The following is a 19125-nucleotide window of genomic DNA, read 5'->3' on the forward strand; positions in this document are numbered from 1 at the left end:
CAGCATTTCAAATTTGGGGCGAACGCCCAAGAGGAATTAAGTCATGAATCAAGTATCAAATTTCGCAAATCCGATCGCAAAGGTGGAAACATTTGACCAGATCCAGATCGGTCTTGCATCGCCAGAGCGCATCCGCAGCTGGTCTTTTGGTGAAATCAAAAAACCGGAAACCATCAACTACCGTACGTTCAAACCAGAGCGCGACGGCCTGTTCTGCGCCCGTATCTTTGGTCCGGTAAAGGATTACGAATGCCTGTGCGGTAAATATAAGCGCATGAAATATAAGGGCATCGTCTGCGAAAAATGCGGTGTTGAAGTTACGGTGACCAAGGTTCGCCGGGAACGCATGGGTCATATCGACCTTGCCGCTCCTGTTGCGCATATCTGGTTCCTGAAATCGCTACCATCGCGCATCGGCCTGCTGCTCGACATGCAGCTCAAGCAGCTCGAACGCGTGCTTTATTTCGAAAGCTATGTGGTTATCGAACCCGGTTTGACGGCTCTGGAAAAATTCCAACTGCTGACCGAAGACGAAATGCTCGAAGCGCAGGATGAATATGGCGAAGACGCTTTCTCTGCCGGTATCGGCGCAGAAGCAGTCAAGATCATGCTTCAGGACCTCGATCTGAAGCAGGAACGCGACGATCTGATGGAAGATCTGCGGACGACCAAGTCGACCCTGAAACCCAAGAAGATCATCAAGCGTCTGAAAGTGGTCGAAAGCTTCATCGATTCCGGCAACAAGCCAGAATGGATGATCCTCGAAATCATTCCAGTAATTCCACCAGAACTGCGCCCGCTAGTGCCTCTGGATGGTGGCCGTTTCGCGACCTCCGATCTTAACGATCTCTATCGCCGCGTAATCAACCGGAACAACCGTTTGAAACGCCTGATGGAATTGCGCGCTCCGGACATCATCGTCCGTAACGAGAAGCGTATGCTTCAGGAATCGGTCGATGCGCTGTTTGACAATGGCCGTCGTGGCCGGACCATCACCGGTGCGAACAAACGTCCGCTGAAATCCTTGTCCGACATGCTCAAGGGTAAACAGGGCCGTTTCCGTCAGAACCTTCTCGGTAAGCGCGTCGATTATTCCGGCCGTTCGGTTATCGTAACCGGTCCCGAGCTGAAATTGCATCAATGTGGTTTGCCGAAGAAAATGGCCTTGGAACTGTTCAAGCCGTTCATCTACGCACGTCTTGATGCCAAGGGTCTTTCGATGACGCTCAAGCAGGCCAAGAAATGGGTCGAAAAAGAGCGCAAGGAAGTCTGGGACATCCTCGAAGAAGTAATCCGCGAGCATCCCGTGATGCTGAACCGTGCACCAACGCTTCACCGTTTGGGCATTCAGGCGTTCGAACCGGTATTGATCGAAGGTAAAGCCATCCAGCTTCACCCGCTGGTCTGTTCCGCCTTCAACGCCGATTTTGACGGTGACCAAATGGCTGTCCACGTTCCACTGAGCCTCGAGGCGCAGCTGGAAGCACGTGTCCTGATGATGTCGACCAACAACATCCTGTCACCAGCAAACGGCAAGCCAATCATCGTTCCTTCGCAGGATATGGTTCTCGGCATCTATTATCTTACAATGGATCGCAAAGGCGAGCCGGGCGAAGGCATGTTGCTGGCCGATATGGCCGAAGTGCATCAGGCCCTGGAAATTGGCGCAGTGACCTTGCACTCCAAGATCACCACCCGGGTTCCGCAAACCGATGAGGACGGCAAGCCGATTCTCAAACGTTTCGACACCACGCCAGGCCGTCTGCTGATTGCCGAATGTCTGCCGAAATCGCACCTGGTGCCGTTCGACATCGTCAACCGCTTGCTGACCAAGAAAGAAGTCGGCGACGTAATTGACCAAGTCTATCGTCACACCGGCCAGAAAGACACGGTCCTGTTCGCCGATGCGATCATGGGTCTTGGCTTCCGCCACGCTTGCCGTGCCGGTATTTCCTTCGGCAAGGATGACATGATCATTCCGGACTCCAAGGATGCTACCGTCGCTGCAACACGCGAACAGGTTGCTGACTATGAGCAGCAATATCAAGACGGTCTGATCACCCAGCAGGAAAAATACAACAAGGTGATCGACGCATGGTCCCGCTGTGGTGACACGGTGGCGAACGCGATGATGGACGAGCTGGCCGCGACGCCAGAGGACGAACATGGCCGCGAGCGCGAGATTAACGCGATCTACATGATGAGCCACTCCGGCGCGCGTGGTTCGCCAGCACAGATGAAACAGCTGGGCGGTATGCGTGGTCTGATGGCGAAACCTTCGGGCGAGATTATTGAAACACCGATTATCTCGAACTTTAAAGAAGGCCTGACGGTTCTCGAATATTTCAACTCCACCCACGGTGCCCGTAAGGGTCTCGCGGATACGGCGTTGAAAACAGCCAACTCGGGTTATCTGACCCGTCGTCTGGTTGACGTTTCGCAGGATTGTACGATTGTCGAAGTCGATTGCGGCACCGAAAATGCGCTGGAGATGAAAGCCATCGTCCAGGGCGGTTCGGTTATCGCATCGCTTGGCGAACGTATTCTGGGCCGGACCATGGCCGAAGATATTGTCGACAGCAAAGACGACAGCGTTGTGATCAAATCCGGCACGTTGCTGGACGAAGCGGCGATCCTCGTGATCGAAGAGCTCGGCATCCAGTCGGCGCGCATTCGTTCGCCACTGGTTTGCGAATCCAAGATGGGCGTCTGCGGCACTTGCTACGGTCGTGATCTCGCTCGCGGTACACCGGTGAATATCGGTGAAGCGGTTGGCGTTATCGCGGCCCAGTCGATCGGTGAGCCAGGCACGCAGCTAACAATGCGTACCTTCCACATCGGCGGCGCGGCACAGCTCAACGAGCAATCCAATCTGGAATCGGTGGCAGAAGGTAAGGTCGAATATCGCGACATGCCGGTCATCGAAGACAAGAACGGACGCTTCCTGTCGCTGGCGCGTAGTGGTGTCATCGCCGTGATCGACAATGACGGTCGCGAACGGTCTGCCGATAAGGTGCCTTATGGTACCAGCGTGCTGATCAAGGATGGCGCGGTTGTTCACCTCGGCGATCGTCTCGCCGAATGGGATCCGTTCACGATGCCGATGATTACCGAAAAACCGGGTGTCATCAAATATCAGGACGTCATCGAAGGCAAGACGATGACCGAACAGACCGATGAAGCCACCGGTATCGCACAACGTGTGATCACCGAATATCGGGCTTCGGGTCGCGGCGCGAACAAGGAAGACCTCCGTCCGCGCATGACTTTGCTTGATGAAAACAGCGGTGAAACCGGTCGTTATTTGCTGGCCAATGGCGCTACACTTTCGGTCGAAGATGGCCAGAAGGTTGTCGCTGGTGACGTGCTGGCACGTGTCTCTCGCGAAGCTGCGAAGACCCGCGACATTACGGGCGGTCTGCCACGTGTGGCCGAACTGTTCGAAGCGCGTATTCCGAAGGACAATTCGATCATCGCGAAAATCGATGGCCGGATTGAATTTGTTCGCGATTACAAAGCGAAGCGCAAGATCGCGATTGTTCCTGAAGAGGGTGAACCAGTCGAATATCTGGTGCCGAAGACGAAAGTCATCGACGTACAGGAAGGCGATTTCGTCAAGAAGGGCGACAATCTGGTCTCCGGTTCTCCGGATCCGCATGACATTCTTGAAGTTCTCGGGGTTGAGGCGCTAGCCGAATATCTCGTTTCGGAAATTCAGGAAGTCTATCGTCTGCAGGGCGTGAAAATCAACGATAAGCATATCGAGACGATTGTTCGTCAGATGCTGCAGAAAGTTGAAATCACCAATGGTGGCGATACCACGCTTCTTCCGGGCGAGCAGATCGATCTTGAAGAGATGCTGGAATATAATGCGAAGCTGACCAAGAAGCAGGAACCTGCTGCCGGTAAGCCAGTGCTCCTGGGTATCACCAAGGCAAGCTTGCAAACCCGCAGCTTCATCTCTGCCGCTTCTTTCCAGGAAACCACCCGGGTGCTTACCCAGGCGGCTGTCGAGGGCAAGAAGGATCAGCTGATCGGTCTCAAGGAAAACGTGATCGTTGGCCGTTTGATCCCGGCTGGTACCGGTGCGGGCATGAACCGTGCACGTATCGCCGCAACCAGCCGTGATGCGGCATTGCGGGCACAGCAGCAGAAAATGCTCGACGCAATACAGGCAGCAGCCGATCTGAAAGCGGAAGAAGTAGCAAATGCTGCGGCTTCTGCTCCTGCTGCTGCTCCGGTTGCCGAAGCCGAGCCAACCGCTGCAGACGTGTTCGGCGAGACACCGGTCGAGGAAGCCTTGATTGCTGCGGATAGCTCCGAAGAACAGCATGCTGCCGAACTGGCGCAAGGTGACGAAGCTGCTACGGGCGATTCACATATGGCAAAAACCATGGGTGGAGGCATCGAAGAGAGCGACACCGAAGCCGCACAGGCCGACGAAGACAAGGAAGAATAGACCTTCCCGCCTTTAAATACGTTTAAAAAAAAGCCCCGCTGGAGATGATCCGGCGGGGCTTTTTGTTGTTCGGTCAGCCGCGAGAAGCGGGAACTGGCTAGAACCTGATCTCGCAGACCGACATCTTGCCCTGAACTGTCGTACGCCATTGGCCCGTCCACTGCCCGCCCTGAGAGGCCGCCACAGCCGGACATTTCCGTTGCGCATCCTGCTGGCTCCAGATCGGACCCGCATCAACATTGCGGGTATTGTTTGCGGGACGAGGATCAGGGCGTCGTGCCGGAGGCGGGGACCGGCGCTGCGGCGCTGCGGCCTGTACCCGTGACGATGACTGAATCTGGTACAGGTCACTCTTGGCACCGCCATTTTGGCCATAACCGATCCAGTTGCGGTAAAGGTCCAGCTGCAATTGCACATTGCGCGACCGGTCATCGAGATAGACGGACCATTGATCGCGCCCGGTTTCAGTGAAATTATATATCGCCCGGCCCTGTGCATTATATTCCGTCCAGCGACCAGGACCGCTCGTTTTGAAACTGCCGCCTGCAAAATATACCTGCTGCACGTTACTGCCGTTGGTTCTGGCACGCTCTGCGCGCGGTGAAGGCTGCGGCGGCGTTCTGGTTCGCCCTTCATTGCGGGACGCCTTTGTAATCGCATAGAAATCGCGCATGGGCCCGCCATTGTCACCCAATCTTATCCATTTGCGGTGGATGTCGATTTGCAGCTGTATATTGCGCGACGAATCATCGAGATAGACTGACCAGTCATCCCGGCTGGTCTCTCTGAAAATGAATTTAACCCGGCCATCGGCCCCATATTCGGTCCAATGTCCTCTGCCGGTTTCACGGAACAAGCCGCCATTAAACCTGACCTCTGACACATTATAGCCGTTCACACCTTGCTGCCGCTGCTGCGCGTATGCGGCTTCAGAAGAAACCAGATATGTTGATCCCATCGTGGCAACGGTCAGGCCCATCGCCAACGCTCTGTTTAAAATAGTCATGATTTCCCCGTTTTTCTGGTGCGACCCAGAATCCTGTGTTGCACAGTGTGGCAGCCTATAACAAGTCCATCACCCAAATAAGAAAGGTCCGCCGAAGAGATTTCGGGGGACCTTTCTGTTAGCGAAGACGGGAAGCGCTTTAAGTGATAGCTATTTCCTGCAAGGCCGTTTCCACTGCAGCCTCGCCCTTCACCATCTGCTGGTCTGCAGCGATGAAGGTAACATCGGTTATCCCGATAAACCCGAGCACATGGCGCAGATAGCCGGTAGCGAAGTCAATCTCGCTGCCGATTGCCGTGCCGCCCGAAGCCACCAAGATATAAGCCTTCTTGCCTGTCAGCAGACCTTCAGGCCCATTGGCGATATATTGAAACGTCTTGCGCGCCCGCGCCACCATATCAATCCACGCTTTCAGTGCAGCCGGGATACCAAAATTATAAATCGGCGTGCCGATCACCAATATGTCGGCCGCGAATAATTCCGCCACCAACGTATCGGACACAGCGAGTTCCGCTTTCTGTGCGTCGCTTCGTTCCCCTTCGTCGGTAAAATTGGCGCCGACCCAATTCTCCGTAACAAAGGGTAATGCCACGGCAAGATCGCGGGTGACGATATTATCCGGAGCAAGCCTTTCAACGAGAGCATCGGTCATAGCGCGAGACGATGAACCGGTTTTGCGAGCGCTGGCGTCGATACGGAGGATGTTTCTATTATCGGTCATGAGATTATTTCCTATGTTCTGGGATTAACGGAAAGGATTGGAGGGACGCTCGCCCAAAAACGGGATGGGAGAGCGTCCCTCGGGTAGCGGGTGTCAGTGCTGCGACTCCCATGCCTCGACAAAGACAAATTCCGCATCGTCGATGGCTTCAATCTGCAGCGATGATATATCCCTGATCGCCAGGGAATCCCGGGCACCGACCAGTTCACCGTTGACTCTCACCTGACCGGCCGAACCGACCAGATAGACGTGTGCGCCATCGGCGATTTGATGTTCGACCGTGGTTCCAGCCGTAAGCGTCGCGCCGTAAAGCCGCGCATCGGCTCCGATCATCAGAGCACCGCCTTCGATGTCTTCATCAAAACCACTGGCGAGAATTTCCAGCTGGTCCGAGCGGTCACCCTTCGGAAAGGCTTTGGCATCCCAGCGGGGGGCACCACCGGCAGCACGAGGTTCAATCCAGATCTGGAACAAGCGAGTCCGCTCGTCCTCCAGATTATATTCGCTGTGCATCACGCCGGTGCCGGCGCTCATCACCTGAACATCGCCAGCCTCTGTGCGGCCTTCGTTACCCATATTGTCGCGATGGGTGATGGCCCCTTCGCGGACATAGGTTATGATTTCCATATCCTGATGGCCGTGCATCGGAAATCCGGTTTTGGGGTTTATTTCGTCATCATTCCACACCCGGATCGGGCCAAAACCCATACGGGCAGGGTCCCAATATTTACCGAAGGAAAAATGATGACGGGCCTGCAGCCACTCGTGGTTAACATGGGCAAGGTCCTTGAATGCGCGTTTCTCGATCATTGTCTTTCTCCTGTTAGAGCGGCTCCTTTCCGCTCGTCATGACAATCAGATAGGCGCGCCGATTTGTTTCGAAAATAGACAGAAAAGAAATTGATTGTTTCTATTTGTTTATTAATATGCTGGCTATGGCACTACCTGATTATGAAGCATGGGCAATATTTGCAGCGGTTGCGCGGCACGGCAGCTTTACCGCAGCGGCGAAAGAGCTGAATCTGTCAAAGCCGACTATTTCAAAAGCGATTACCCGGCTCGAGCAAAGCCTGGGCACAGTTCTGTTCCACCGCACTTCGCGCAAAATATCGTTGTCGACGGCGGGGCGCTCGCTGCTGCCGCATGCCCAGCAAATCGCCCATGATGGCGAAACAGCGATGGAAGCAGCGCGCGACACCACCCATTTGCTGCGCGGGCAAGTCCGGATGGCGGCACCGCTCAGCTACGGGCTTTCCCATCTCGCCCCGGTGATTGCCGGTTTCATGACCAAATATCCCGAAATCACGGTTGATGTACAACTCAGCGACGCCAGAATCGATCTGGTGGAAGAAGGTTTTGATCTTGCCGTCAGGATCGCCGCCCTGCCCGACAGCAGCCTGCGCGCGATAAAGCTACGCCGGATCGAGCGCCATTTTGTTGCCGCATCTGCCTATCTAGAACGTCGCGGCAAGCCCGAACATCCATCACAACTGAGCGAACATGATTGCTTCATCTATTCTAACCTGCCCACACCCGAAATCTGGCACCTGACCGGGCCAACTGGGGCAACAGTCAGTGTTCAGCCGAAATGCCGCCTGCGTACCAATAACGGTACTTTGGAACTGGCGTCGTTGATCGCCGGGCACGGTATCAGCAATCTGCCGGACTTTCTCATCGAGGAATATCTGGCAAACGGTCAATTGACCAGAATCCTGCACGACTGGCATTTCGAACCGATCGATCTCAACATCGTCTTGCCGCCCTCTGCATTACGCCCGGCCCGTGTGAATGCCCTGGTCGATCATTTGCGGGACAAATTACGCTAGCCCAAGAAAGACCATCATTTTTCTGTCCTACAGGATCCGCAATTTGTAGCTTTCCATATGAGCCGACAAAATGTTGAAAGGATTCCGCAGTGATCAACTTTTTCCCAGCAGCTATTCTGAATGTTCAAAAATGCCTGTTTTTTGCGAAAATCGAAGGTGAAGAATTTTTTGCTCTTACACTGTAAAGTTTGTAAAGTTCTTCAGCTTAACAGGCCTCAATATTAATGCCGCTCGAAACCGCTTTTCTGTTTCTCATCACAGACCTCATGTTTTATCTCACCTCGGGGCTCGTCAACCCTTGGTCCCCACCGGAGGTCTGCGTGACGCGATCGTGTTGATTGTTGCAGCGCTGATATTGGGATGGTGGAACCTCACCGATAATTCGATGCAAAGTACGTTCAACCTGCCGACAGGAGCAATGGGCTAAATGGACTTCATGATCAGAACCTGGATTTCTCTGGTGGCGTTGAGCTTTGCCGCCCCCCTGTCGGCACAGGAAGGCCCTGATGACGGTGTCAACGCCGACATGATTTTGGCGCTCAAGGGGCTGCAACTGCTTGACCATCGGTTGAACGCCATCGGTTATCGACTGGTCGATGCCAATGCACCTTATTGCGACGAGAAAGCCGCCAGGACCGGTTTGTTGCTCAATGATGTCGCCCAATATGTCGATCAGGAAACCGCCCGTTTCGCGCTCGGGTTCGATGGTTCCATAGGGATCACGGCGGTGGCTCCGGATAGTCCGGCTGAACTCGCAAAATTATCACCAGGCGATACTCTGCTGGCGATAAACACGATGCCCGTCGGTGAAATAGCGACCGACGATCCCGAGCTGTCCAACCAACAGCCGGTCTATCGCAGGGTCGCGGCGATCAATCAGCTGCTGGAACAGGCGCTTGCAGAAGACAAGGTCGAGTTGACGATCTCGCAAGGCGGCATCAGCCGGACCGTTGCGATCGGGAGCGTTATGACATGTCCAAGCCAATTCCAGATCAGGGTCAGCGCCGACAGGAGTGCCAGCGCTGATGGAAAACTGGTCAGCGTCACATCGCGCCTCGCCGAATATTTTCTGAGCGACGATGAATTTGCCGCGGTTGTCGCGCACGAACTGGCCCACAATCTGCTGAAACACCGCGACCGGCTTGATGCGGAAGGCGTCAACCGCGGATTTTTTGGGCAGTTCGGCAACAGCGCCGAAAAGATCAAGGATTCAGAAATCGAGGCGGACCGGCTATCGGTATGGCTGATGGCCAACGCTGGCTATGATCCACAGGCCGCAATCGGTTTCTGGACCCGCTACGGCAAGGAACATGGCAAGGGCATATTATCAGCCTCGACCCATTACCGCTGGAAAAAGCGGGTGCAATTGTTCGAAGAGGAAATAGCGGAAATGGAAGCAATTCGGCCTGTCGACGGCAAATATGCACCGCCGCTGCTGGCCAAAACGGACTGACTTAATCGTCCCGTTAGTAAGCATCCTTGCAATTGCGGCGCTCTTGCTTGTTTTGCGCCTCGTCCAGACAAAGGTCCCGCTGCTTTTTACGGTCGGCAAGCACTTTACGGCCCAGATCTTCTTCCTTTTCGGATTGGCTCTGGGTGGTCGCATCGACGGCCGTTTCGACGACAGTCCCGGCGGCCCGGAACGGTGCCGTAATAACCTTGGTGACACAGCCCGACAATATCAACGGAGCCAGTGACAGTGACAGGATTGAAAATGCGCGCATGAAACCCTCCTTAAACATCTTGTGCAGCCGATATGATGAAGTCCGGATGAATAGCGGATTCCATCAGCGTTGGGCCAGCAGCTTCTCGGCCATCACCCGAATGTCGCTGCCGATTTCCGGATGGGCCAGCGCCATCGCCAGATTGGCTTCGACATAGCCCAGTTTCGATCCACAATCATAGCGCTTGCCGTTAAAGGTCATGCCGTGAAACGGCTGCTTGCCGATCATCTGCGCCATCGCATCGGTCAACTGGATTTCCCCGCCAGCGCCAGCAGCCTGCGTTTCCAATATCCGCATCACCTCGGGCTGCAGGATATAGCGGCCCGGCAGGATCAGATTGGACGGCGCTGTGCCAGCGGCCGGTTTCTCCACCAGGCCTTTGACCTCGGTGATCGGACCATTCCGATAGCCGGGATCGATCACACCATAAGAGGACGTGTCCTCGATCGGAATTTCCAGCGCACAGACAATATTACCACCAAGCCTTTCATAAGCGCTAACCATCTGCTTCATACATCCGGGCGAACCGACCATGAATTCATCGGGCAGAAAAATCGCGAACGGCTCGTCGCCGATAATGTCCCGCGCGCACCAGATCGCGTGACCGAGACCAAGCGGTTCCTGCTGTCGTACAAAGACGCAATCGCCCGGACGGAAGCGGGTGCCGTCGAGAACCGACCGGTCTTTCGATCGATCGGCCATCGTATGTTCCAACTCATAGGCCATGTCGAAATGATCCTCGATCATGCCCTTGCCGCGGCCGTTGACGAAGATCATCTGCTCGATTCCGGCTTCCAGCGCTTCATCCACAGCATATTGGAGGAGAGGACGATCGACGATCGGGAAAAGTTCCTTGGGCATTACCTTGGTGGCCGGCAGAAAACGGGTTCCCATACCGGCAACAGGAAAGACGGCTTTTCTGATCGGTTTCATAGGTCTGCCCTAGTCCTTCAATTTATCAGCGAAACTGGTCCGCAATTTCTGCAATTTCGGCGGGATAGTGGCCACACAATATGGATTGCCGCGCCCTTCATCCGCCCAATATTGTTGATGATAATCTTCCGCAATATACCAGGTCGCAGGCCCTTCGATTGTCGTCACGATCGGTTCGGCCCTGCCCTCGCCGGCACGCAATATTCCGGCCTCGGCTTCGGCGCGCTGTGCATCGTCGACCGGAAAAATCGCCGACCGGTACTGGGTGCCGACATCATTGCCCTGGCGATTAAGTTGTGTCGGATCGTGGGTCGCAAAGAAGATATCGAGCAGATCGGAATAGCTTACCGCCGCATCGTCAAACCCGATCTTGATCGCTTCGGCGTGACCGGTGGTACCCGAACAAACCTCGCGATAGGTGGGGTCCGGCTTTTGGCCTCCGATATAGCCGCTTTCGACGGAATTCACCCCGGCAATGTCGTTGAACACCGCCTCGGTACACCAAAAGCAACCGCCGGCCAAAATGGCTTCCTGCTGTGCCATATAAACTCCTTTTATGCAGAGGCGGCGATGCCCCCGCTATTTGTGTTTTCGCTCGCTTCATCGCGCATAGCGACAAGTAGATACATGGCGGGTGTAACCACGCGAGACAAGAGGGTCGAACTTATCAATCCCCCGATGATGATGAGCGCCAGCGGGCCGTACAGGGCCCCGCCCCAGAATGCGAGCGGGGTCAGGCCGCCGATTGCGGTTATCGAAGTCAACAACACGGGGAGGAAGCGGACCTCGCCGGCTTTCTCGATCGCTTCCCGCAGGCCCATGCCTTGCGCGCGCAACTGGGTGGTGAAGTCGACCAGCAATATCGAATTCTTGATCTCGATCCCGATCAGTGCGATGAAGCCGATAATCGCCATAACACTCAGCGAATTGCCGGTGACAAAAAGAGCCATAATACCGCCAAAAGTCCCGAGCGGAATGACGCCTGCAACCACGATCGTTTCCCGAAACCGTCGAAACTCGGCCACCAAAATCGCTATGATCAACATGATTGAGGTTATGATCAACGGGCCGAAATTTCCAAAGGTCTCGCCAATAGCTTCTGACTCACCGCCCACGGACCATTGATAGCCTTCGGGAAAATCCATCTGCTCCAGCTTCTCCACCGCGCGGCTATTGATCGTTGACGGGATCTCGCCAAAGTCCACCTGCGCCGTGACCAGCACCGTTCGCTGCAGCTGATAGCGCTGGATTTGCGGAGTCACGTTGGTGAGTTTGGGGTTGGTAATCTGGGACAGCGGCACAGAATCGCCGGTACGCGTAGCAACATATACCTTGTCCAGGACCGAAATCGGAAGATTATTCTCAAACGGATAGCGGACGGTCACCGGATAATTATCCCCCTCCTGATCCCGGAAAGACGCGGCCTGTTCACCGCTGATCGCCAACCGGATGGCGCGACGCGGCTCGCCTGCGGCAATGTTGAGCAACGCAGCTTTCTGTTCATCCAGACCGATATCAAGGTCGATCTTGTCGGTATCCACAGGGTTCACGATATCGCGAGCTCCTGGAGTCTGCCGCAACACATCGGCAACTTTGCCCGACAGTTCCTTCAGCTTGTCCAATTCCGGTCCCGCTACCCGAATGACGATCGGTGCTTCCACCGGCGTGCCATTCTGGAAAAGTTCGATCTTCACGCGGGCGCCGGCAATCTGATCGAGCTGCTTGCGCAACCTGTCGATCATTTCCGGGCCTTCCCGCGTGTCCCAATCATCCATGACCGCCAGCACTTCACCATAGTTGGTGCGCTCGGCCCTCGGCCCGACATTGTAGAATACTTGCGGATTGCCGTTTCCGATATTTTCAGCCCGTACGACTATACTGGGTTCGGTTTCCAGAATCTTTGTAACTTCAGCAACAATCCCGTCGGTCCGGTCAAGGCTGCTGCCCTGTTCCGCTTCGACCGAAACCCGGAAATATGGTGCATCAGCAAAAGGAAAAAGCGAAAAACCCAAAGCCGGAACGAGAGCGAAAGCCGACAGGCACAAAACCATTGCCAGTACGACCGTCTTGACCGGCGCGCCCAGAGCGATGTGCAAAAATGGCCGATAAAACCGCTGGATTTTATCATTAACCCAGCGCAGCGCCGGATTGCCTTCCGGATCTTCATCCCGCCGCAACATACGACTGGCAAGAAACGGAATGACCGACAGGGAAATCAGCAACGAGGCAACCACAGTCGCGATTATGGCGATGAAGAAGGACCGAGTATAGGAACCGGCGCCCCCGGGCAGGAACAGTAGCGGCACAAAGGCCAGCACCAGCACAGCTGTAGAACCAATGACCGCCGCACGGATTTCCAGACTGCCCTCTATAGCTGCCTGAATTCGCGTCTTCCCCATTCGCAAATGCCGTGCGATATTTTCTGTCACCACGATACTGTCGTCGACCAGCAACCCGAGCGAGACAATGAAGCCGGCGATGGAGAGCTGGCTGAGATTATATCCCATCGCATAAAGGACCAGCAGGCCGGAAGCGAGCGAGAGCGGGATCGAGATCATGACGATAGCGGACGACCGAAAACCCAGCGGCAGAAGTGTGAAGATGACCAGGGCAATCGCAATCGAAAAGTCACGAGTCAGTTCGTTTAATCGCCGCTTCACATCACGGCTCTGGTCAAATTGCATGACCAGTTTAATATCCGGCGGCAAGATCGAGCGCTGCCGCTCCAGTTCAATATCAAGTTCGTTTTTCAGGCGGGTAACGTCGACCCCGTCCTTCTGGGTCACGGTGAGGAAGACGGCGCGCTGGCCATTGTGGCGGGTCCGGTAAATCTGTTCCTGCGCGCCCCAGCGGACGTCCGCGACATCATCAACGGTCAGAAGCGATCCGTCGGCAGCCCGCAGCGGCAATCCACGAATGGCATCGAGATTCCGGAATGCACCACCGGCCTCGACATTCAGTCTTCGCTCCCCGCTCTGCACAGCGCCGCCCGGCAAATCTGCACCGCCCTGACGCACGGTATCGGCGACCGCGCTTGCGGGTACGCGCAATTCGGACAGCCTATCCGAATTAACCTCGACGCTGACTTCCGGCTTCGGCAGGCCAAAAATCCGCGACTCCCGGACTCCGCTGTTGCGGGTGAAGACCTCGACCATATCGTCCGCATATTTCTCCATCCGTCGCCACGAAGCGGTTTCGCTGATCAGAGCCACCTGCATGACTGCAGCTTCGGTGGTCCGGATCTTGCGATATTCCAGTTTCTGCAATTCTGCCGGAAGTTCGTCCCGGATTGCGGATACTTCGCGGACCACGTCATCAAAATAGCCATCGACGTCACCCGACCATTCGCTGAATTCGACGTTGATCACTGTTCCGCCATCGGTGCTTGTCGATTGCACCTCTACGATGTCATCCAGCCCCTGAAGGACGTCTTCGATCGGCTTGGCGACCGTCTCTTCCATTTCCTGCGCATCGGCGCCGGGCTGGATCGCAATGATGTTGACGGCCGGAATCGGGAAGTGGGCATCAACGGCTTTGGGAATATTGATGAGCGCACTGATACCCAGCACAACGAGCAGAATGAAAAGGACCAGGCTGAGTTGCCAGCGAGAGATGACGAACCGGGCAAGCATATCAGGCCCGATGATCCTTCTGGGTAAACGCGCTGATCAATTTGCTGCTCTGATGGGTTTGATCACGTCACCGTCGCGCAGCTTCTCGACGCCGCGGGTCACAATGATTTCGCCTTCTTTCAGGCCACCAAGAATTTCAAGATTCTCGTCGGTCAACTTTCCGATATCGACATTGCGTTGCTTGACCCGGTTCTTGGCATCAACGACAAATACCAGACCTTCGCCGGTCCGGATGCCGAAAATCGCATTGGCCGGAATAACGAAAGTTGCCGACGATCCTCGTGATACCTCGATTTCGACCTTGCCCAACTGCCCCGACCGCAAACGGTCATTGCCAGGCAGGAGAAAACTTACTTCGAACGTTCCGGTCCGTTCATCGGCCCGTCCATCTTTCTCGCTGACCACCGCGTCGATCGGGAGGTCGGAAATGGATGAAACAAGGACCTTTGCCGGCATGCCGACGCGTATCCGGGCGGCGTCTGCATCGGTCATCGGAACCCGCAATACGAAACCTTTGTCAATTTCTCCCAGCACCAGCGCCGTCGTTCCGGCCGCCACGATTTGGCCCGCGTCGATATTGCGGGTGAGGATTATTCCATTGCCGGGTGAACGAATATCGGCGGTTCGGCTGGCAAATTCCGTGGACTGGATACGGGCCCGGGCGACCCGCATCGCCGCTTCCGCTTGTTCGAGCCGGGCTTTGGTCACCCAGCCATCTTTGAACAATTTCTCGATGCGACCATATTCGGCTTCTGCACGATCGCGTTCCGCGCGCGCTACGCTCAGGTCTGACGCGACCGTACTATTATCCAGAGAGGCAAGAACCGCACCGCGCTTCACCCTGTCTCCTTCTTCAAAACGGACCGAAGCGATTTTGCCGCCGGTGGTAAAACCCAGTGATGTTTCACGGCGCAATCGGACAGTACCCGCGGCGACAATCAGCTCATTTTCGCTAGCCGGCTGGACCGTGGTCACTGCTGCCGGAACGGGATCGGTTGATTTTGGTTTTGCTTCCGGTTCACTTACACTGCACCCGGTCAAGATAACCAGACCGACGGAAATCGATATTATCGTTCTGCCAAGCGCCATATCGCGAACTACCACCCCTATATTCTTCTTAGGTGGCAATATCGGCATGACCAATAGAAAATTTCGAAATGAAACCAAAAAGAGCCGGATTGTGAAACCCGGCCCCTTGGATGTGCTATTAAAGAGTCAGTATCAGCCTTCTGTGCCGACAATATCCTGACCCGAACCTCCGACAACCTTGTAAACGATACCGGCCAATATCGCACCACCGATCGGCGCGATCCAGAAAACCCAGAGTTGCGATAATGCGATGCCGCCTTCGATCAATGCGGGACCCGTGCTTCTTGCAGGATTAACCGAAGTATTGGTCACCGGAATGCTGATCAGATGGATCAGCGTCAGGCCCAGGCCAATTGCCAGCGGTGCGAAGCCGGCCGGAGCGCGACCATCGGTTGCACCCAATATGATCAGCAGAAAGAAGAAGGTCAGCAAGACCTCGATCGCGATCCCGGCCCCCATGGCGTAGCCACCAGGTGATTTGTCACCGAACCCATTCGCGGCCAGTCCGTTCACGGCGAGATCGAAAGCCGGGTTACCGGATGCAATCATGTAAAGCGCTGCTGCTGCCGCAATCGCACCGAAAACCTGGGCGATAATATAGACCGGGATTTCATTGGCCGGAAAGCGTCCACCCACCCATAGCCCTATGGTTACAGCCGGGTTGAGGTGGCATCCGCTGATATGACCAATGGCATATGCCATTGTGAGAACGGTAAGACCGAAAGCCAGAGCAACGCCGAGCAAACCAATGCCGACTTCAGGGAATGCCGCCGAGATAACCGCGCTCCCGCATCCGCCGAAAACCAGCCAGAATGTCCCCAGAAATTCCGCTAGTGATTTTTGTACTGTCGTCATGATTTTCCTCCCGTTGGCTCCAGAATATGCGGCATGATGAAACGCCGAACCGGGTCACTCTATGGAAAAATGGCAGATTCTCAAGGCTCAGCCTTGTAAACTCATGTATACGAGCGCTATTTCCCGGACGCAGCGCGGGCCAATCGATCATTCAACGCAATGCCGATACCGGTTTCGGGAATAGGTGCTACGGCGATTCTGGCTTTGCCACTCGCGTCGGCATCGTGAAGCGCGGCGAACAACATGCTGGCGGCTTCCGCCAGATCTGCGTGCGGCGACAGGTTCCGGTCCCCCGCTACTAGTCCAAAACCAATATGATATTCGTCCCGGTCCGAAGTCCGGGCATTGAGCCTGAGCAGTTTCGATGGCGCATAATGCGACGCCAACTGCCCCGGTGCCTCGATTATGCCTGCACTGGCAGTCGTCGGCGGCTTGTCAGCAATTTCCTCGAGTTGCTTCAGCGTCACCGGACCCGGCCTCAATATCCGGTAGTTTCCATTTGCGATGCCGATTATGGTGGACTCGATCCCGCGTTCGCACGGTCCGCCATCCAGGATGAGCGGCGCACCCTCGCCAAGACTGAGAGCGACATGATCCGCCGTGGTCGGGCTGATGCCGCCACTGCGATTGGCCGAAGGGGCGGCGAGAAACAGTCCCGACTCCTTCAGCAATTCACGCATCACCGGATGGGCGGGGCAGCGCAACGCGATCGTGTCCAGACCCGCGGTTACCGCGGCAGCGACGGCACAATTTTCGCTCTTGGGAACGACGAGTGTCAACGGTCCCGGCCAGAGCGCCTCGGCAAACCGGCTCGCGAGAGCGCCAAATTTTCCGAGCTTTCTGGCTGCATCCAGATCAGGCACATGGACGATCAGCGGATTGAAGTCAGGGCGGCCCTTGGTCCGGTATATCTCCGCAACGGCGCTTGCATTGGTCGAATCGGCGGCCAGACCATAGACGGTTTCGGTCGGTACAGCGACTAGCCCGCCATCGCGCAACCGTACGGTAGCTTCACCAATTGTTACTGTGCCGTAGCGGCGCGCTTCCTCGCCAATATGATCATTTGAGCCTGACATGACCCTGCGCTATAGCGCTGCGGAAAATCAGGCAACAACGGATAGTCATTTCATGAGTTTTACAGCCCCCGGTCGCGAACAGAATTTTGTCCTCAAACATATCGCCGACATTGGCGAACTGGCTGAGCATGATCGCTTTTCCGGTGCGAGCGACGATATGGTCGAGGCCATTGTCGAAGGCATCGGCCAGTTTGCAGCAGGCGAGTTCGCACCCATCAACCGGATCGGCGACACCGTCGGGGCAAAATGGAATGATGGCAAGGTCACGATGCCCGACGGGTTCAAACAGGCCTATGCGCAATTTATCGAAGGCGGCTGGGCATCGATTGACGGACCGGAAGAATTTGGCGGCCAGGGCCTGCCTTATTCGCTGTCGGCGCTGATTCTCGAGACCTGCGGCGCGGCCAATTATGCCTTCACCTTGTGCCCGATGCTCAGCTTTGGCGCGATCGAGGCGCTCCACGTTCACGGGACCGAAGAGCAAAAGGCACAATATCTGCCCAATCTGATTTCCGGCGCATGGACCGGCACGATGAACCTCACCGAACCGCAAGCGGGATCCGATGTCGGCGCGCTGCGTTCTACCGCCGAACCGATCACCGAAGGCGAACATACTGGGAAATACCGGATCAAGGGACAGAAGATATTCATCACCTTCGGCGAACATGATCTAACCGACAATATCATTCATCTGGTGCTCGCCCGGACACCGGACGCGCCGGAAGGCACCCGCGGGATTTCGCTTTTCATAGTGCCTAAATATCACCTTGATGCCGACGGCAATCCCGGCGCGCCCAATGATGTGACCTGTGTGTCGATCGAACATAAGATCGGCATTCACGCGTCGCCGACCTGCGTCATGGCTTATGGTGAAAAGAATGACTGTATCGGCGAGATGATCGGTGGCGAATATGGCGGCATGAAAGCTATGTTCACGATGATGAACAACGCCCGCATCAACGTCGGTTCGCAAGGCGTGCAAATCGCCGAGCGGGCTACCCAGCAGGCCAGCCGTTTCGCCACAGAACGGGTCCAGTCTGCCCGCGCCGGCAGCGGCGACAAGACACCGGTAGCGATTATCGAACACCCCGACGTACGCCGCATGTTGCTGCGGTCCAAGGCCCTGACACAGGCCGCCCGCGCCTTGCTATATTATGCAACGTCGAGCGTGGACCGCGCGACTTTGGGTATCGAGGGCGCCAAGTCCCGCGCCGAAATCCTGACACCGCTGATCAAGGGCTATGGCACCGACATCGGCAACGAAGTCGCCTCGCTCGGCGTACAGGTTCATGGCGGCATGGGCTTCATCGAGGAAACCGGTGCAGGCCAGCATTTCCGTGATGCGCGAATCGCACCGATTTACGAAGGCACCAACGGCATTCAGGCCGCCGACCTCGTCGGCCGCAAATTGGGTCTCGACGGCGGCGAGGCGATGGCCACGCTGATTTCCGATATCCGCGCGGAGGCTGAAGGCGACGAAAGCCTGCTAGCACTGGCCGACACCTGCGAGCATATCAGGCAGTGGATGGCCAGCGGCGACGCATCGATCGACGACCGGCTGGCCGGCAGCTATGCCTTCATGACCATGCTGGCCACAGCAACCTGCGGCATGCTGATGAAGAAACAGCACCGGATTGCATCCGCCGAACTGGCTGAGGGCGATGATCCGTTCCTCAAGGCCAAGCTGGTCACCACCCGCTATTATCTCGATCATATTGTTCCCGAAGCGCTCGGCCTCAAGGCCGCTGCGATGGGCGGAGCGGATATATTGTACAGCCTGAACAGCGCCGAGCTGGCGGGCTGA

The 19125-nt window shown here is 55.9% G+C and carries 14 protein-coding genes; 4 read left to right on the forward strand and 10 right to left on the reverse strand.

All coding sequences use genetic code 11. The annotated features are described in order from the left end of the window. Nucleotides 1-43: 43 nt before the first annotated feature. A complete protein-coding gene (gene rpoC, locus AAC060_RS09365; protein ID WP_339825350.1) occupies nt 44-4459 on the forward strand; it encodes a DNA-directed RNA polymerase subunit beta' in 4416 nt (1471 codons plus the stop codon). Nucleotides 4460-4556: 97 nt separating this feature from the next. On the opposite strand, the gene AAC060_RS09370 is transcribed toward rpoC, so the two are convergent. From AAC060_RS09370 to AAC060_RS09380, 3 genes are all read right to left on the reverse strand, one after another. Beyond that, nucleotides 4557-5465: a mannan-binding lectin gene (locus AAC060_RS09370; protein WP_339825352.1), complete on the reverse strand. Its 909-nt coding sequence runs from the start codon at nt 5463-5465 to the stop codon at nt 4557-4559. 139 nt (nt 5466-5604) lie between these two features. Beyond that, complete coding sequence (locus tag AAC060_RS09375; RefSeq protein ID WP_339825356.1) at nt 5605-6186, reverse strand: NAD(P)H-dependent oxidoreductase; 582 nt, start codon at nt 6184-6186, stop codon at nt 5605-5607. 93 nt (nt 6187-6279) lie between these two features. Beyond that, nucleotides 6280-6996, reverse strand: coding sequence for a pirin family protein (locus AAC060_RS09380; protein ID WP_339825358.1), 717 nt, complete (start codon nt 6994-6996; stop codon nt 6280-6282). Nucleotides 6997-7121: 125 nt separating this feature from the next. On the opposite strand from AAC060_RS09380, the gene AAC060_RS09385 reads away from it, so the two are divergent. Continuing rightward, complete coding sequence (locus AAC060_RS09385; protein ID WP_339825360.1) at nt 7122-8012, forward strand: LysR substrate-binding domain-containing protein; 891 nt, start codon at nt 7122-7124, stop codon at nt 8010-8012. A gap of 427 nt (nt 8013-8439) precedes the next feature. Beyond that, nucleotides 8440-9465 (forward strand): M48 family metalloprotease, encoded by a 1026-nt coding sequence (locus AAC060_RS09390; protein WP_339825362.1) that lies wholly within the window; start codon nt 8440-8442, stop codon nt 9463-9465. Nucleotides 9466-9478: 13 nt separating this feature from the next. Here the strand turns inward: AAC060_RS09390 and AAC060_RS09395 are convergent, their stop codons facing one another. The 7 genes from AAC060_RS09395 to AAC060_RS09425 all read right to left on the reverse strand — a co-directional run bounded on the left by AAC060_RS09395 (nt 9479) and on the right by AAC060_RS09425 (nt 17321). Next, on the reverse strand, nt 9479-9736 hold the full coding sequence (locus AAC060_RS09395; RefSeq protein WP_339825364.1) for a DUF6726 family protein: 258 nt from the start codon (nt 9734-9736) through the stop codon (nt 9479-9481). A gap of 63 nt (nt 9737-9799) precedes the next feature. Continuing rightward, nucleotides 9800-10669 carry a UTP--glucose-1-phosphate uridylyltransferase gene (locus tag AAC060_RS09400; RefSeq protein WP_339825366.1) on the reverse strand — a complete coding sequence of 290 codons (870 nt, stop codon included), beginning with the start codon at nt 10667-10669 and terminating at the stop codon, nt 9800-9802. Nucleotides 10670-10678: 9 nt separating this feature from the next. Next, entirely contained in the window at nt 10679-11212 is a 534-nt protein-coding gene (gene msrA / locus AAC060_RS09405; RefSeq protein WP_339825368.1) for a peptide-methionine (S)-S-oxide reductase MsrA, read from the reverse strand. An 11-nt stretch (nt 11213-11223) separates the two neighbouring features. Further along, nucleotides 11224-14301: an efflux RND transporter permease subunit gene (locus AAC060_RS09410; RefSeq protein WP_339825370.1), complete on the reverse strand. Its 3078-nt coding sequence runs from the start codon at nt 14299-14301 to the stop codon at nt 11224-11226. A 36-nt stretch (nt 14302-14337) separates the two neighbouring features. Then, the gene (locus tag AAC060_RS09415; protein WP_339825372.1) at nt 14338-15405 is read right to left on the reverse strand and encodes an efflux RND transporter periplasmic adaptor subunit; all 1068 of its coding nucleotides are present in this window, start codon (nt 15403-15405) and stop codon (nt 14338-14340) included. A 117-nt stretch (nt 15406-15522) separates the two neighbouring features. Beyond that, nucleotides 15523-16245: an aquaporin Z gene (gene aqpZ / locus AAC060_RS09420; protein ID WP_339688963.1), complete on the reverse strand. Its 723-nt coding sequence runs from the start codon at nt 16243-16245 to the stop codon at nt 15523-15525. 116 nt (nt 16246-16361) lie between these two features. Then, a complete protein-coding gene (locus tag AAC060_RS09425) occupies nt 16362-17321 on the reverse strand; it encodes an L-threonylcarbamoyladenylate synthase (RefSeq protein ID WP_339825375.1) in 960 nt (319 codons plus the stop codon). Between the two features lie 52 nt (nt 17322-17373). On the opposite strand from AAC060_RS09425, the gene AAC060_RS09430 reads away from it, so the two are divergent. Further along, nucleotides 17374-19125, forward strand: a complete 1752-nt coding sequence (locus tag AAC060_RS09430; RefSeq protein WP_339825377.1) for an acyl-CoA dehydrogenase — start codon at nt 17374-17376, stop codon at nt 19123-19125.

It is taken from the genome of uncultured Parasphingorhabdus sp. (genome assembly GCF_963975555.1).
Classification (GTDB): Bacteria; Pseudomonadota; Alphaproteobacteria; order Sphingomonadales; family Sphingomonadaceae; genus Parasphingorhabdus.